We start from the raw sequence: 14,780 nt of genomic DNA, 5'->3' as shown, positions 1-14,780 counted from the left end.
GGGGTGGCCGGCCGGGCGCCGTGGGCCGTCTGTCCGTCCCATGCCGATCCGCGCAAGGCCCTGCGGGAGAAATCCTCCGAAGTGGTCCGGGGGGTGGACCTTGGGGGAGGGAGGGGCCTTGCCGGGTGCGGCTACGCGGGGTGCGGCGCAGACGGAGTCTTCGGGTGTGCGCGTGGTAGAGGGCGCAGGCCTAGTAGGGGTGATACAGGGCCGGAGCCGGTGTGCGCGTGCCGGAGACAAGGCGGAAATCGGCCGGCCCGGGGTCTGCCATCGTCACCGCCATCACCTCGAAGCCCGCACCGGTCAAGCTGCGCATGCGGGCGTCCGTGCACGGAGCAGAGGACAGTCCCGCCAGGATCACCTTGCTGATGCCCGCCTCGTGCAGCTCCCGCGCGAGGGCGGTGCTGTCAGGCCCATGGCCGTTATGCGGCGAGAGAACAATCGTGCGGCCGTCATTGAGGCGCTGCGTATAGCGCGCCAGCCAGTCGGCGTCGCCGCCCGTCCCGTCGGCACCCGTCCCGTGGGCGTCTGTACCGTCGGCACGTGCGGCCGGACTGCCGCCAGGCCAGCCGTGGTCATGCTGATAGTAATAGCGCGGAGACACGAAGACCGGCATGTCCGTCCCGTCGGCGGCGGCGAACAGGGCCTCCAGAAAGGCCACCGTCCCGGTCTCCGGGGTACGCCGGCCCACCACGCGCCAGGTCCTGCCGTCTGCCGACAGGAAGTAATTCTGAGGGTCCGTGATGATGAGGGCCGTATCGCCCGGTGACACCCCGAAACCCCCGGTATCGCTCAGGTTGAAACCCGGCACAGACGCCGGGGCCAGGCAGACGGAAGCATTCCCTTCCGTCTGCGGATCATTGGCCGTCTCATTGGCTGTTCCACTGGCAGTCCCAGCGCCCGTCCCAGTGCCCGTCCCGTCGCCGTCGTCATTGGCGGCGTTGCCGGGCAGGGTGCATAGGGCGATGACGGCGGCGGTGAGAAACACGAGGCTGACAGCAGCCTTGATGGATGTGGTGCACGGACGCATGAAAAGCCCCTCTTGCAGAAATGTTTGTCACAGCGTCCCGGCTTGCAGGCAGCCGGTGGGAGGAGGGCCCGGTGCCGTGACGCGATGCCACCCTAGGTCTGTGCAAGTCCCGTGATATTGACACCGCGCGTCACCCTTTTGACCGGGGACGCCAAAGCGGGTCAGGCGGGGACTCCCCCATCCGGTGCAGCGGGGCTAGACTGCACGAGACATCAGGGCATCAACGGGTGGGGCGGGGGCCGGACCGGGATGGCACAAGTATCAGCGTTTTTCGTCGCGCGGATGATTGAGCAGGCCATGGCGAGCATCCCGCCGGAGCGGCTGGGGCCGCACACGCGCGGTGATCTTTACCGCGTTGCCGGCTTGCCGGAAGAAGGCCTCCCCGACAAGGGCACGCCCGAGACCTGGCTGATGATCCCCGACAGCAGTTATCACGCCTTGCTGGTCGCCATCGCCGCCCTGGAAACACCGGATGTGAGCTTCCACCTGCGCACGGCCTCGGCCTTCCGCTGCGATGATTTCGGCGCCGTCGGCTTTGCCTGGAAAGCCGCGCCCACCCTGCGCGCGTCGTTCTCGCGCATGAACCGCTACACCCGCCTCTACAACACGGCCGCCCCGGCCTTCAGCCTTGAGGAGCGGGGCGACGAGATCTGGTGGGTGCATAACCGGCAGACGCCGCCGCGCACCGGGCTATACCTCTCCAATGAAGGTGCGATGGCCACCTATGTGGCCCTGTGCCGCGAGGCAACGTCCGAGGCGTTCACGCCCCTGCGCCTGCAGTTCCACCATTCAGACCTCGGCAGCACCCGCGCCGCGGAAGCCTATTTCCGTTGCCCGATCGACTATGACCGCGAGGTGGACGCGCTCATCATGCCCGCCGCCCTGCTGGATGAGCCCAACAGCGTCGGAGATGAAAGCATCTGGCGTTTCCTCACCGCCCAGGTGGAAGAAACCCTGCCGCCGGATGATGACGGTGCGGCGGAGGCAGCAGCCATCGCAGGCCGCGGGTCATCCCCTCAGGGGGCGGACAATGCCATACGCCGGACAGTCCTGAAGCAGGTCACGGATGTGCTCAGCGACGGCGTGCCCGGCATCGCCGACATTGCCGCAGGCCTTGCCATGAGCCCGCGTACCCTGCAGCGTCGCCTGGCGGAAGAAGACTGCACCTTCCAGGCCGTGGTGGACGAGGCCCGCCACAGCCTCGCCACCCGCCTCCTGTCAGAAACACCCTATTCGCTGGCCGAGATCGCCTTCCTCACAGGGTTTTCAGAGCAAAGCGCCTTCACCCGCGCCTTCAAGCGCCGCGAAGCCCAGACGCCGGGCGCTTATCGCGCCGCGCACGCAAGCGGGTAGGGCAGCCCCGGCTAGAAGCGTACGGCAAGCCGCGCGGTCACGCCGTGGTTCTTCACAGTGTCGCCCAGTTCACCATCATAGCTGGCAACAAGGCTGATGCCGTCCCCGAAGGAGACGGTCACGCCCGCCTCGATCAGAGCCACGTCTCGGTCAAGCGGCGCGCCGGAGATCGTAAACGCGTCGCCGGTGGCAAACTGCATGGAGGTGTCGGTCTCAAGGTCACCATAGGCATGCGCCCAGCCCAGCGACCCGTTCAGCGACGTCGTAATGTCGTCTGCCGCCGCCACCTGCCGGTCAGCCCGCACACCAAGGGTGGTGACCCCGAGTGTCCGCTCCGTGGACCCGACACGCAGCGCCGCAGCGCCCCCCGTCTCCGAGAAATCATCACGATACTGATGGATCACTGACGCACCGGCAAAGGGTTCAAACCGCGCAATACCTGTGTCGATGCCGTGGCCCAGCTCACCGAAAAGCTGCGCTGTGTGTGCTGAATAATCCGCGGTCAGTGAATTTGTCAGCGCCCCTGCGGTTGCTGTACGGCGGCTGGTCACATCATGCACGGCAAAGCTCGCGCCCAGATGCAGGCCCGTGGCACCGGCCTGATGGCCTGCATAGGCGCCAATCGTGTAGCTGTCCGCATCGGCTGAAGAGGTGCGGGCATCCACATCGAAGCTTGTGTCGCCATAGCCCGCCATAAGGCCCCCGCGCCACCCGTCAAAGATCTCGGCGTCGGCACCAAAAAAGACACCACCGGTCGTCTGGTCCATCGACGCGGCATTGCCGTCGCCATCGGTGTCGCCCCAATTGCCATAGCCGTGCATCCAGACCCCGGCGCCGCCCGCGCGCTTTTCCGGAGTATTGAACGAAGCGCGGACCCGGTTGCCGGCTGCGGTGCGTGCGAACCGACTGTTCTGGAGGAACAGACCCGCAGCCGACGCATGGATCTCGCCCGACAGGCTGTCAAACGCCGCACGCGCATCGGCCTGGCTCAGCACAATCACGGCATCGCTGATGGCATTGCCTGTGCCCAGGCCGCTCACGCCGCCGGCAGCAGCGCGCTGGTTGGCGGTGGTGGCGGCTGAGGCAAATCCCGATGAGTTGCGGGTGAGCGTCAGGATAACGGTGTTGGCGCCATAGCCGAGGCTGGCATCAAGGAACGCGAAGTTCTCGGTCACCGACCCGAACGTACCCGTCACACCGCCGCCTGCGGTGATGATCGTATAGGCTGTGGAAACGGCATAGGTGGAGCCGTCATCCGTGCCGTTTTCGGCCGTCACGGTCACCGTCGCACCGGGGTTGATGGTCACCGTGCCCGTGGCCGCCAGCCTGTCGGCATTGCCGTTCCTGTCCACCTCAACGGCATATACCGAGCCATTTGCAAACCCGGCATTGCCCGCAACGTTCAGCGTGCCGATGGAATTGCCCGGCGCAATCGTGCTGCCGGCATTGGCGGTGAGGTTGCCGACGGTGCCCGAGCCGCCCAGCGTGCCGCCATTGAAAATGAGGGTGCCGGTGGTGCCGTTGACGACAAGGAGGCCATCGCCGGACTTGGTCAGTGTCGTGCCGCTCAGCGTGCCCGCAACGGTCAAGGTACTGCTGCCCACCGTGTTGACATTGATGCCGCCCACATTCGGGTTGATGTTGCCGGTCAGTGTCCAGCTCGAAGCGTCGTTTGCCGTGAGCGTCCCGACACCAGTGAAATTGGCGTCTTCCGTTCCGTTTCCATCAAGCACAAGCGTGCCGTTCGACGTCCCCAGATTGACATCACCAACCAGGCTGCTGCCGGTGAACATCCGCAGCGTGTTGCCCGAATTATCCAGGAGGATAGCAAAGTTCCGGGTGGTGCCGTCGCCGCCCAGCCCGCCGGAAATGGTGCCGCGATTGACGATTTCCATACCCGGCAGGCCTGCGCCGTTGAGGCGAATACCGACACCGCCCGCGCCGTCCGTTCCGTCGGCGCCGCCGCCGCTGCCGGCACCGCCCGCGCCGCCATTGCCGCCGCCTATGACAGTGGCCGTGCTCGACAGTTCCACCTGCGTCACCGGCCCGTTGATGACAAACCCATGGCCGCCCGCGCCGCCATTGCCGCCATTGGTCGGGGTCAGGTTATAGGCCGTGGTGCCGCCCGCCCCGCCATTGCCGCCGATGCTGCCGCCGGCCCCTATAAAGCTGAAGGGAAGGCCCGTGGTCGAGGCGTCAGCGCCATCGGTCGCGTTCCCGCCCGGCGTCGTATCGGCAGTAATTATCCCTGGGAACCCGGGGATTGTAACGCCCGTGGCCGACAGCGGTGTACCAGTCACATTGGCGAGTTGAATGCGCGTGTTGACGTCCTCCGACGTGATGCTGATCGTGTCATTCGTGCCGGTGGCCGTCGCTGTAGCCCGAACACCGTTGAGCGCGGCAAGCTTTGCCGCAAGGTCCTGGAGTGTATCGCCGGTATTGACCGAGACATTGGCAACGAAAGTGCCGTTCACGCGGACCTGAAACTGGTCGCCATTGTTGACCCCGGCCAGAGTGGTCAGGTCCGTCACGCTGCCATTGATGCCGGTCGTCGTGCTGGTGCGCACGACAGTGTCATTGAGGCCGACTGACGTCCCGTCGGTGCCGTTCGCCCCAACAACGGCGAATGCCGGAATAGATATGCTTGTCGCGAGGGATGCCAGCGCCGTTGTGAGAAGCAAGGACCGGTATCCGGATGGTTTGACGAGCCCTGAAGCGCTCCTGCGCGCTTGAAACCCATTACCCGAACCCATTGTGCTTCGACCATGAAGCACCTCACCACGACCCAACACCACGACATCCCCCGCACGCGTCACTGAAAAACCTCAGGCTCTTGAGAGCCAACTTGTCTCCGGGGCAAAAAAGAACGCACCCGGAACAAGTGCCGCGTGTGGGAAGTAAGGAAGTGCGGTCAAGTCCGCTATCCGATTTCCGCAAACGGGGGAGCGTGCGGTGATCGGTCAGGCCCGAGGGGTGATTGGGGGGAGTGGGGGCGCAGCCGCCTCAGGCGTTGAGCGTCTCTGACGGCGCAACGCCGAACATCCTCTTGTAGTCGCCGGAAAAGCGGCCCAGATGCGCAAAGCCGAACCGCATGGCGACCTGGGTGATGGTGGTGCTCAACGGATCGGCGGCCGCCAGTTCAGCCCGCACGCGGTTCAGCCGCCAGGCGCGCAGATAGGCAATCGGCGACAGGCCGATATATTCGCGGAAGGCATATTGCAGGGTCCGCTCGGAGACGCCGAGCGCCATGCAGATATCCACCACGGTCGGCAGCGTGTCCGCCGTCAGATGGCTCTCCACGAAGTCGCGGGCGGCCCGCCCGATCTGCAGTGCACGCCGGCGCTCCGCATGGGAGGGGCCGGGTGCCTCGCGCGTGTCCGCGGCGATCTGCAGAACCGAGTGCAACAACTGGCTGCGCATAACGGCCTTGTCCAGCACTTCGCCGCGGTGCCGCGCGTCGCGGGCGGCATCGAGCCAGACATCGATCAGTGCCCTGAATGCCCGGGGGCTGCCGGTCGCCAGCGGCACCACCTCCTGCGGCGGCTGATCCCACAGGGGCGGGTTGAGAGCCCGGACGCCGCGCAGGAAATCGTCCTGGTTGAAGCCGACATATATCGTCTCACCGCCTGCCGTCACATGGATGTCGAACTCCACATTGCCGGGCATGAAAAAGACGGTATCACTGTCTTCGCTCGACCGGTCGGAGAAGCGCATCCCCGGCCCGCCGCTCGATACGGACAGGGTGCAGAAATCCGCGGGCGCACGGCCCAGCTTCTGAATGGTCGCTCCCTGGTGCTCCCGCATGATGATCTGGCTGCCAAGGTTGAGGCTCTGCATCTCCACCACATGGCGGCCATGGCCGAGCTGGTAGCACTCCATCTCCACCCAGGGCTGCAATTGCGCCTGGTGCGCCGGGTCGTCGATCTGTTCTGCGTGCAGGGTCGCGCCACGGGCAGACGACGCACCGCCGCCGGCCGCCTCCCGGCTGCGCCGGGCTGCCGCCGTGTCGGGCCACTGCCAATGATCAGGGTCGAACTGTCCCATGTTCCGCTACATGCTTGATCTGAAGGGGCCGGATTATCGGCGCAAACGGGCGGAAGCGCGATCCGTCGCCGTTGTTAGTCTTACCGGACCCACCCTCACGCGCCCTCCAGCGTCTCAACAAGCGCGGGCAGGTCCGCCACCGTGTCGATCAGATGGTCGGCCCCGGCCTCCGTCAGGAGTTTCCCGGCGCGGGCGCGGATGGCGTCTTTTTCGTCCTCGCTCAGCCCGGCCAGCTGGTCCGGCGTCAGGCCCGCCTCGTTGCCGGATAGGGTGACGCCCACGGTCACGCAGCCGGCGGCCCGGCCCTCGGCAATGCCGGGAGCAGTGTCATCCACCTTGATCACCGTCTCCGGCGGGTAGACCGCAAGGTCGATGAAGCACTGATACATGCCCAGCGGTCCGGGCCGACCCTCGGAGAGATCATCCGCACACACCAGATTGTCCGGCGCAAAGCCCTGCTCGGCGGCCAGCGGTAGAATGCGTTCCATGATCGAGCGGGTATAGCCCGTGGTGGAGCCGATCTTCATGCCCCGCTCGCGCAGCAGCCGCACGGTCTCCGCCGCGCCCAGCACGAGTGTCGCGTAATCCGCCACCACCCGTTCATTCATCGGCACGAACACCTGGTAAATGCGATCCACATCCGCGCGCGAGGCGGGCTTGCCCGTCTTCACCGACCATTTGGCGGCGATGTTCGGCGCCTGCAGCATGGCGTTGATGTGGTCCCATTTCGGCAGCCCCATGGGCTTGCGCGCGTCCTCGACCGTGACCTCGATGCCGAATTGCGCAAACGCTTCCACGAACACGCCCATGGGCGCGAAGGAGCCGAAATCGATCATTGTCCCCGCCCAGTCGAAGATGGCGGCCTTGAACCTGGTCATGCTGCTTTCGTCCCGTAGAGCTCGGCAAGGGTCTGCTCGCCGATAGAAAAGGCGGTCGAGGCGCCGCATCCGGCAGTTACCATGACGATGCGGGTCGCGTCATCCGGCGCGTCGGTAAAGGTCCAGCCCTGGGGCGACACCGCATAGGTGCCCAGCCAGCGTTCCTCGATCCGGTAGTCCGGGCATGCCAGCACCGCGTCGAATTCATCAAGGATCAGCCGGTCCACATGGGCGGGCTGGAAGGGGGTTACCTCATCACCGTAATGATGGCTGTCGCCCACCACCAGTGATCCGTCAGCGGATTGAACGCAGATGAGATGCACACCATTGGCCCGCTGCGCGGGTTGCTCCCTGTCCAGCCGCGCCTTCAGCGCCGCTGCTTCGGGAAGGTCTGCATAGCCGTGATAGCGCGCCAGTCCGAGATCGGACATCACCGGCGTCGTCAGCGGCAGCGATGCGCCCGGCCGCAGCCGCAGCATGTGCAGCTTGCAGCGGGAGACCTCGCGGGCGGCGATCCTGCCGGCAAACAGTGTCGTGCCGTCATCACCCGGGCAGACGATCACGGTTTCCGCGTGGATGACCTCCAGCGTGGTCTCCACCTGCGGTGCCGCCACGCGGTTGACGGCGCAGCTAAACCGGAAATCCACCCCCAGCCCGTCCCGCAGCCAGGCAATGAGCGCGGGCAGGGCGGTGCGGGATTCAACGCGCAGTTCATGCGGTGAAAACAGTGCCGCCGTCACGCCTGAGGGGGTCAGTGCCGGGTTCATCTCCAGCGCCTCGGCCCGCGTCAGGCGGCGGCACTCCGCACCCATGTCGGTTGCCAGAAACGCATCCACCACGGCTTCCGCCTCCGGCCGCCGCGCGGCGACCACAAGGCCGCGTTGCAGCACCTCGATGCCCGCGGCCTCCGCCACCTCCGCCCAGATGTCGCGGGCGCGGCGCGCATGGTGCCAGCACGCCCCGGCCTGCTGTCCGGTTACCGTGACGAAGCCGAAATTGCGGATCGAGGCGCCAAGCGGCTGGGCGTCACGCTCCAGCACAATGACGGATTTGCCCCGCCGCCGGGCGGCCAGCGCATGGGCCAGCCCCACGATTCCCGCCCCGACAACTGCCACGTCATAGCCTGCCGTCACCTGTATCTGTCCCCCTGCTTCGAGTGCCGCGCAGCCTATCCGCGCCGCCCGCCTGCACGCAATCGGCAGATGGCCCGCCTGCGTGCAGGCAGTCAGCAGATAGATTGACGGCGGCCCGGTCAGCCCCCACCTTGGGCGTGTCCTGACATTTCACCTACCCCATCCGGAGACATTGCGATGACTGACCTCACGCAGCCGCTGGCCTTTGCCAGCGGGGCTACGATGAAGAACCGCTTCATGCTTGCGCCGCTGACCAATTGCCAGAGCCATGCGGACGGCACCCTGTCCGACGACGAATACCGCTGGCTCACCATGCGCGCCGAGGGCGGCTTCGGCCTCACCATGACCTGCGCTGCCCATGTGCAGGCCATCGGCCAGGGCTTCCCCGGCCAGCTCGGCATCTGGGATGACAAGCACATCGAGGGCCTCACCCGCCTGGCCGAGGGCATCAGGAAGAACGACAGCATCGCCCTGGTGCAGCTTCACCATGCGGGCATGCGCTCGACCCTGGTGAAGGACCTGCTCGACGGCCAGCCGGTCTGCCCCTCCGACAATGAGCGCGACGGCGCGCGCGGCCTCACAAATGCTGAAACCAAGCAGCTGATCGAGGATTTCATCCGCGGTGCCGAACGCGCGCAGGAAGCGGGCTTCGACGGCGTCGAGATCCACGGCGCCCACGGCTACATCCTGTGCCAGTACTTCTCCGACAAAATCAATCACCGCGACGATGAATATGGCGGCGACCTCGACGGGCGCTTCCGCATCCTGTTCGAGATCATCGACGGTGTCCGTGCCCGCTGCCGCAAGGATTTCATCCTCGGCGTCCGCCTGTCGCCGGAGCGTTTCGGCATGAAGCTGGCGGAGGTGAAGGAGATCGCCGGCCGCCTGCTGACCGATGACCGGGTCGACTTCCTCGACATGTCCCTGTGGGACAGCTTCAAGGAGCCGGAGGAAGACGAGCACAAGGGCAAGTCCCTGATGGCGCATTTCGCCGAACTTAAGCGCGGCACCACGCGCCTCGGCGCTGCCGGCAATATCCGCACGCCGGAAGACGCCGAGAAGGTCATCGCCGCCGGATATGACTATGTGCTGCTGGGACGCGCGGGCATGTGGAACCATGATTTCCCGGCGCTCTACGCCGGCAATGCCCGCTTCGAGCCCACCCCGACACCGATGACCCGGGCGCAGCTCCTGGATGAAGGCATCTCCGATACCTTCGCCACCTATATCAAGGGCAACTGGCCGCAATACGTGGCCGACTGAGCAGCCCGCATCGGGCCCCCTAAGGGTCCCGCATCCACTGCCACGGCGCGGTGCATCCCCCACGGGGTGCGCCGCGTCTGTCGTTCAGATTTTGTGCAGAGCGTCCGGAAAAGAGCTCCGTACACGGCCCATCACAAAGCCGTCAGCGCAACGTCCCGTTAGGAAACCTCTCCCGATAGTTTCCCCGGCGCATGGCTATGGCAACCGGGGTGCGCGAGGAGGAAATGGCGATGGGTATGTGGGACGCGGACCCGGACAGGCAGCAGGCGGTCATTCCGCCGCGGGAAGATGCGATCGGCCGGGTGTCGCCCGGCTGGGTCACCGGCGCGGTCGAACTGCCGCTGACCGACATACCGGCCATAAGCGCGGAGATAAACCGCGCCCATGCCTATTGGTGCAAGCTGGCCGGTGCTGGTGATCTGCCCTTCTGGGGCGACTTCAATCCCCTGCGCCTGCGCAGCGTCCTGCAGCAGGTGATGCTCTATCGCTGCCAGCCCGGCGGGCGGCGCTTCCTCATCAAGGTAATGGGCGAGCACGTGGCCGACATCATGCAGTTCCAGGGCAATGGCCGCATGCTTGACGAGGTGATGGGCGAGCCGAACCTGACCGATGTCACACGCTGGCTGAAGGAAGTGCAGGCCTCCCGCCGCCCGCGCTTCATCTCCAAGTCCCTGGCCTGGCAGTCACGCTCCTATGTGGATTACTGGGTGCTGATGCTGCCCTTCCACAATGGCGAGGACGGCATCTGCCACATCCTCTCCACCTTCCATTTCGAGTACCGGCCTGTCTGAAGCATTCAGGGCACGCACGGGCAGGGGAGGGGGCTCATTCCCCCGGCGCGCGGAAGGCGTCCATCCACATCATCGCCTTGGTCAGGCCGATCAGGGAGAAGGGAATGGTCTGCGCTTTGCCCGTCTCATCGGTGAAGGCAAGCTCCAGCTGCTGCCCCGCCGCCATGGCCGGGATCACGTCGAGATTGGCGCGCGACTGGCCGAAGGTGAACTCGTTGACGACATTGCCATCCTGGTAATAGCCGTCATCCGCCCCGTAGCTGAATTCGCCCAGCATTTCTCCGTCCACGGACAGGGTGATCGGCTGGCTGACATCCGCCATCACCTTCACCGGCACGAACATCAGCTGATAGTCCATGCCCGGATAGCCCGAATGCAGGAACAGCTGGAAGTCTCCCACATGGCCGACATCCCCCGCATAGGTAACCGTGCGGCAGGCATCTTCGCCCGGCGTGCAGATGGCCAGCCAGTCGGAGAAATAGGCGCGCGTCTCGCCATATTTGGTGGTGATGCTGTCCGGCACCGGCGCGGAGAGATAATCCTGCGCCCGTGCAGGCACCGACGCCGTGAGGATTGCGGCCACAAGCGCGGTGATCATGGCCGCGAGGAGAAAGGCGGGGGACATGCCGCGAACGGCGCGTGTCAGGCGGCAGGCGGTCGTCATCGCTCAATCCTCCGGAAGCGGAATAAACTCGTCTTCATCGCCGGGCACCTTGGCAAAGCGGCCCTCGCGCCAGTCATCCTTTGCCTGCTCGATGCGCTCGGGCCGGGTAGAGACAAGGTTCCACCACAGCTTGCGCGGACCGATAGGTGCCCCGCCGATCAGCATCAGATGCGCGCCCTCGGCCGAGGTCACGCTCGGCGTCGCGCCCTCGTCGATCAGCAGCATCTGCCGCGCGCCGAAGGTCTGTCCGGCGATCTCCATCGTGCCGGAGACAACGTAAAGCGCCCGCTCCTGCGGCCCGGTCGGCACACCGAATTGCGCCCCCGCCGACAGGCGCACATCGGCGTAAAGCGTGTCCGAATGGACCTTCACCGGCGACACCATGCCGAACGCTCCGCCCGCGATCAGTGCCACGCGCACACGCCCCCCGTCCGCGCTCTCATGCGTCACCACGGGAATGTCGTCGGCTGAATAATGCTGGAAGTCCGCGTCGATCTCTTCCATCTCGGTGGGCAGGGCATGCCAGGTCTGGATACCCTCGATCCGCGCCTCGCCTTCGCGGAACCAGTCCGGAGAGCGCTCCGAATGGACGATGCCCGAGCCTGCGGTCATCCAGTTGACCTCGCCGGGACGGATCTCCTGCACCGAGCCCAGGCTGTCGCGATGCATCAGCGCCCCGTCAAACAGCCAGGTAAGGGTGGACAGCCCGATATGCGGATGCGGCCGCACATCGATGCCGTCGCCCTCCGGGAAGGTCGCCGGACCCATGTGATCGAAGAAGATGAACGGCCCCACAGACCGCGCCTCAATGGCCGGCAGCACCCGCCTTACCTCGAAGCCACCCAGATCCTTTGCCTTGGGCACGATGACGGCAGAAACCGGCGCACACCCGCTCTCGGTCGTGCAATCGGCCTCCTGCGATGGTTGCCAGCTCATTCAGGGCTCCCTGCCGGGCTGCGGCGTCGCTTCAGGTGATTTGCCGCATATTGGCCGGAGACGGACGATTTGGAAAGGAAAAGGGCCCCGAAGCCCACACTTCCCGTCTAGCTGAACCGCCGTTCATTCTGTCTCTGCACCTCTCATCTCTTACCTCGGGGGTAAGTGTCCGGCGCTCATCTATGCTTATCTTCCTCCAGAGCCACGCAGCGCCGGGGCGGTACCCCTGTGCTCGCGACGGACATCAGGAGACTTTGCCATGAACGAGCTGAGCACCGATCCGCGGGCCCTGTCCGGCACCGAGCCGGAGACCTTCGGCGACCATATGCGCCTGTGGCGGCGCATTCGCGGGCTGAGCCAGCTGCAGCTCAGCGTCCGGGCGGATGTTTCCTCGCGCCATGTGTCCTTTCTCGAATCCGGCCGCTCAAAGCCCAGCCGCCCGATGGTGGACACCCTGGCCGATGCCCTGGACATCCCCCTGCGCGCCCGCAACCCCATCCTGATGGCGGCGGGTTTTGCGCCTGTCTATCGCGAGACCTCGCTGGATGAACCCGATGCCCGCCACATCCGTCATCTGCTCGACATGGTGCTGAAAGGCGCCGAGCCGTTCCCCGCCCTAGTGGTGGACCGGCACTGGAACGTGCTGATGACCAATGCGGGCGGCGCGCTGATGCTGTCGGCTGCAGGCGGCGAGAAAGGGGCCGGCGAAACTGGGGCCGGCAAGGCGGGGGGCCTCAACATGGTCGATGTCATCCTCGCCCCCGGCCCCATGCGCGACCTGATCGTCAACTGGGACGAGGTGGTGAACGACCTGCTCAAGCGCGTGCGCCGTGAGGCGGACCACGCGGGCGATGAAACCGTGCTCAATCGCATGCTCGCCCTGCTGCCTAAGGGCTGGAAGCCTCCGCGCCGCGACACCACCGATGTGCCGCTGGTGATCCCGCTCCATCTCCGCCTGCCGGGTGCGGATGGCACGCTTGTGGACCTGCGCTTTGCCTCCATCATCGGCAGCCTCGGCACCCCGGCGGATATCGGCCTCGCTGAACTCGCGGTCGAGACCTTCCTGCCCGCGGATGAAGCCACCGAAGCCTTCCTCAAGGCGGCAACGGCGGCCTAGGCCGTGCGTCCCTGCCGAAGCCACGCCAGCGCCCCCAGCAGGATCAGCACCAGCATCACATGCACGCCGATCACCGGCGGCCAGCCCATGAGGTAGAGCACGTCATTGGCAAGTCCCGGCTTGAACGGCCCGCCGCCAAAGGCAAGCCCGCGTGTGCCGAAAAATGTGTGCGCCATGGCAGGCAGGGTGAACAGCCACGCGGTGATGATCGCCGACCAGAACAGAACCCGCTGCAGGGCGGGCGTCAGCAGCAGGTAGCGCCCGCCATAAGCCAGCCCGATCAGCATCAACCCCTGGGTGATGCCTTCCATGTGCCCCATGCGGAAGGCGCGCGCGTCACCGGGAATGTTCACATCAATCTGGATGGGCAGCGGCCACAACACGATTTCTCCCAGCAGGTGAAACATCCACACCCAGCCGAACAGGCAGGCCGCCGCAATCAGCCCGAAGCCGTTGAACACCAAAAGCGCCGCCGTCCGGTCACCCAGGGCGCTCTTCATTGTACCATCCGTATACGTTGTATCCGTCATCATTCCCCTCCCTTTGGTCTTAATTTTTTGTCAGGCTGCGCGCAGCGCCGGTTCCGGCTTGTGAAGCTGCGTGGTGTCGAGATCACCCAGTGCCTCTCCCATCTCCATGGGGTGCGCCCCATAGGCCGCCCACCAGGCCGTCACCCAGTCCGGGTCGGGCACCTTGCGGGGATGGTAGGTGGGCGACAGGATGCGCAGCAGCTTCGGCGTCAGCTTGCTGAAGATGCGCAGGAGCAGCACCGCCAGCCGCAGCCGCAGGCGCCAGTCCCCCCACAGCCCGTCTTCCCTCAATAGCGCCCGGTAGCCCTGGCCCGTGCGCAGGAAGATATGCGCCGTCGCAAAGGCCAGCCCGTAAAGCCGCCACCCATAGGTGCCGCCGGCGGCGTGGAACACATCGAAAGCTGCTTCCTTGTGCTCGATCTCTTCAACGAAGTGCCACAGCACCAGCGAGGCAACGGCGCGGTCGGAACCGCCGAACAGATGCACCCGGTCCTCCACCAGCATGTGGCCGATCGCCAGCGCCATGGATTCAAACCCCTCCGCATAAGCGAGGTTGAACATCAGCGATTTCGTCTTGCCGAAGCGCCCATAGTCTTCCGCCAGCACCGCCTCGATGCGCGGCACGCTCGCATAGCCGCAGGCCGCCAGCTCGTCATTGAAGACCCGGTGCTGCCGGTGATGCGTCGTCTCCTGCGCCACATAGGCGTTGAGCTCATGCACCAACGCGGGGTCATCGCTGACCATCGGCCGGGCCTTCGCCATGGTGCGGATCAGATAGGGCTCGAGATAGGGCATGGCCAGCGACGCCGCATTGACGATGTGGCTGAACTCCGGCCGCGCCGCATTCCAGTGCGCTGCGCGCGGTCGGGCCGGGGCCCGGGCGCGGGCGCCGCGCGGAAAGCGGAACAGCATCTTGCGGATCGCCTTGATGCGCCCGTCTCCGATCCGCGTCCCAATCTGCGTCCCGGTGCGCCCGCTTGTCGCGTCCTGCGTCATCCCGTGCCTCCCGCGGCGATTAGAGGAAATAATCTAGTTTAGATG

The 14,780-nt window shown here is 65.7% G+C and carries 13 protein-coding genes; 4 read left to right on the top strand and 9 right to left on the bottom strand.

All coding sequences use genetic code 11. From position 1 onward, the window contains the following. Positions 1 to 190: 190 nt before the first annotated feature. On the bottom strand, positions 191 to 1,030 hold the full coding sequence (locus tag HG718_RS11680; RefSeq protein WP_160586890.1) for an isochorismatase family protein: 840 nt from the start codon (positions 1,028 to 1,030) through the stop codon (positions 191 to 193). Between the two features lie 249 nt (positions 1,031 to 1,279). Here HG718_RS11680 and HG718_RS11675 point away from each other — a divergent pair, with 249 nt between their 5' ends. Further along, a complete protein-coding gene (locus HG718_RS11675) occupies positions 1,280 to 2,383 on the top strand; it encodes an AraC family transcriptional regulator (protein ID WP_160586889.1) in 1,104 nt (367 codons plus the stop codon). Between the two features lie 11 nt (positions 2,384 to 2,394). On the opposite strand, the gene HG718_RS11670 is transcribed toward HG718_RS11675, so the two are convergent. The 4 genes from HG718_RS11670 to HG718_RS11655 form a co-directional block, all read right to left on the bottom strand. Beyond that, a complete protein-coding gene (locus HG718_RS11670; protein WP_160586888.1) occupies positions 2,395 to 5,064 on the bottom strand; it encodes an autotransporter outer membrane beta-barrel domain-containing protein in 2,670 nt (889 codons plus the stop codon). Positions 5,065 to 5,386: 322 nt separating this feature from the next. Next, a complete protein-coding gene (locus HG718_RS11665) occupies positions 5,387 to 6,427 on the bottom strand; it encodes an AraC family transcriptional regulator (protein WP_160586887.1) in 1,041 nt (346 codons plus the stop codon). 95 nt (positions 6,428 to 6,522) lie between these two features. Then, a complete protein-coding gene (phnX, locus tag HG718_RS11660) occupies positions 6,523 to 7,305 on the bottom strand; it encodes a phosphonoacetaldehyde hydrolase (RefSeq protein WP_160586886.1) in 783 nt (260 codons plus the stop codon). Continuing rightward, a complete protein-coding gene (locus HG718_RS11655) occupies positions 7,302 to 8,438 on the bottom strand; it encodes a TIGR03364 family FAD-dependent oxidoreductase (RefSeq protein ID WP_160586885.1) in 1,137 nt (378 codons plus the stop codon). Before HG718_RS11655 ends, phnX begins: the two co-directional genes overlap by 4 nt. 177 nt (positions 8,439 to 8,615) lie before the next feature. Here HG718_RS11655 and HG718_RS11650 point away from each other — a divergent pair, with 177 nt between their 5' ends. Beyond that, entirely contained in the window at positions 8,616 to 9,701 is a 1,086-nt protein-coding gene (locus tag HG718_RS11650) for an NADH:flavin oxidoreductase (protein ID WP_160586884.1), read from the top strand. Positions 9,702 to 9,892: 191 nt separating this feature from the next. After that, entirely contained in the window at positions 9,893 to 10,492 is a 600-nt protein-coding gene (locus HG718_RS11645) for a PAS domain-containing protein (protein ID WP_160586883.1), read from the top strand. A 34-nt stretch (positions 10,493 to 10,526) separates the two neighbouring features. Here HG718_RS11645 and HG718_RS11640 read toward each other — a convergent pair whose 3' ends face one another. Continuing rightward, positions 10,527 to 11,156, bottom strand: coding sequence for an invasion associated locus B family protein (locus HG718_RS11640; protein ID WP_160586882.1), 630 nt, complete (start codon positions 11,154 to 11,156; stop codon positions 10,527 to 10,529). 3 nt (positions 11,157 to 11,159) lie between these two features. Further along, positions 11,160 to 12,092, bottom strand: coding sequence for a pirin family protein (locus HG718_RS11635; RefSeq protein WP_160586881.1), 933 nt, complete (start codon positions 12,090 to 12,092; stop codon positions 11,160 to 11,162). Between the two features lie 259 nt (positions 12,093 to 12,351). Here HG718_RS11635 and HG718_RS11630 point away from each other — a divergent pair, with 259 nt between their 5' ends. Further along, a complete protein-coding gene (locus HG718_RS11630) occupies positions 12,352 to 13,209 on the top strand; it encodes a helix-turn-helix domain-containing protein (protein WP_160586880.1) in 858 nt (285 codons plus the stop codon). Here HG718_RS11630 and HG718_RS11625 read toward each other — a convergent pair. Both HG718_RS11625 and HG718_RS11620 read right to left on the bottom strand, forming a co-directional pair. Beyond that, positions 13,206 to 13,739: a styrene oxide isomerase gene (locus HG718_RS11625; RefSeq protein WP_205345628.1), complete on the bottom strand. Its 534-nt coding sequence runs from the start codon at positions 13,737 to 13,739 to the stop codon at positions 13,206 to 13,208. The two genes, HG718_RS11630 and HG718_RS11625, sit on opposite strands and share 4 nt — an antisense overlap. Before the next feature lie 30 nt (positions 13,740 to 13,769). Further along, entirely contained in the window at positions 13,770 to 14,735 is a 966-nt protein-coding gene (locus tag HG718_RS11620; RefSeq protein WP_160586879.1) for a metal-dependent hydrolase, read from the bottom strand. Positions 14,736 to 14,780 lie beyond the last annotated feature (45 nt).

This window comes from Pyruvatibacter mobilis, from assembly GCF_012848855.1.
GTDB classification, from domain to species: Bacteria; Pseudomonadota; Alphaproteobacteria; order CGMCC-115125; family CGMCC-115125; genus Pyruvatibacter; species Pyruvatibacter mobilis.
This window is presented reverse-complemented; position numbering and strand designations above follow the sequence as displayed.

Coding starts and splice junctions, on each gene's coding strand:
- HG718_RS11645 (WP_160586883.1), top strand. CDS start 9,893: ATGGCTATGGCAACCGGGGTGCGCGAGGAGGAAATGGCGATGGGTATG.
- phnX (WP_160586886.1), bottom strand. CDS start 7,305: ATGACCAGGTTCAAGGCCGCCATCTTCGACTGGGCGGGGACAATGATC.
- HG718_RS11675 (WP_160586889.1), top strand. CDS start 1,280: ATGGCACAAGTATCAGCGTTTTTCGTCGCGCGGATGATTGAGCAGGCC.
- HG718_RS11630 (WP_160586880.1), top strand. CDS start 12,352: ATGAACGAGCTGAGCACCGATCCGCGGGCCCTGTCCGGCACCGAGCCG.
- HG718_RS11620 (WP_160586879.1), bottom strand. CDS start 14,735: ATGACGCAGGACGCGACAAGCGGGCGCACCGGGACGCAGATTGGGACG.
- HG718_RS11650 (WP_160586884.1), top strand. CDS start 8,616: ATGACTGACCTCACGCAGCCGCTGGCCTTTGCCAGCGGGGCTACGATG.
- HG718_RS11680 (WP_160586890.1), bottom strand. CDS start 1,030: ATGCGTCCGTGCACCACATCCATCAAGGCTGCTGTCAGCCTCGTGTTT.
- HG718_RS11635 (WP_160586881.1), bottom strand. CDS start 12,092: ATGAGCTGGCAACCATCGCAGGAGGCCGATTGCACGACCGAGAGCGGG.
- HG718_RS11640 (WP_160586882.1), bottom strand. CDS start 11,156: ATGACGACCGCCTGCCGCCTGACACGCGCCGTTCGCGGCATGTCCCCC.
- HG718_RS11665 (WP_160586887.1), bottom strand. CDS start 6,427: ATGGGACAGTTCGACCCTGATCATTGGCAGTGGCCCGACACGGCGGCA.
- HG718_RS11625 (WP_205345628.1), bottom strand. CDS start 13,739: ATGACGGATACAACGTATACGGATGGTACAATGAAGAGCGCCCTGGGT.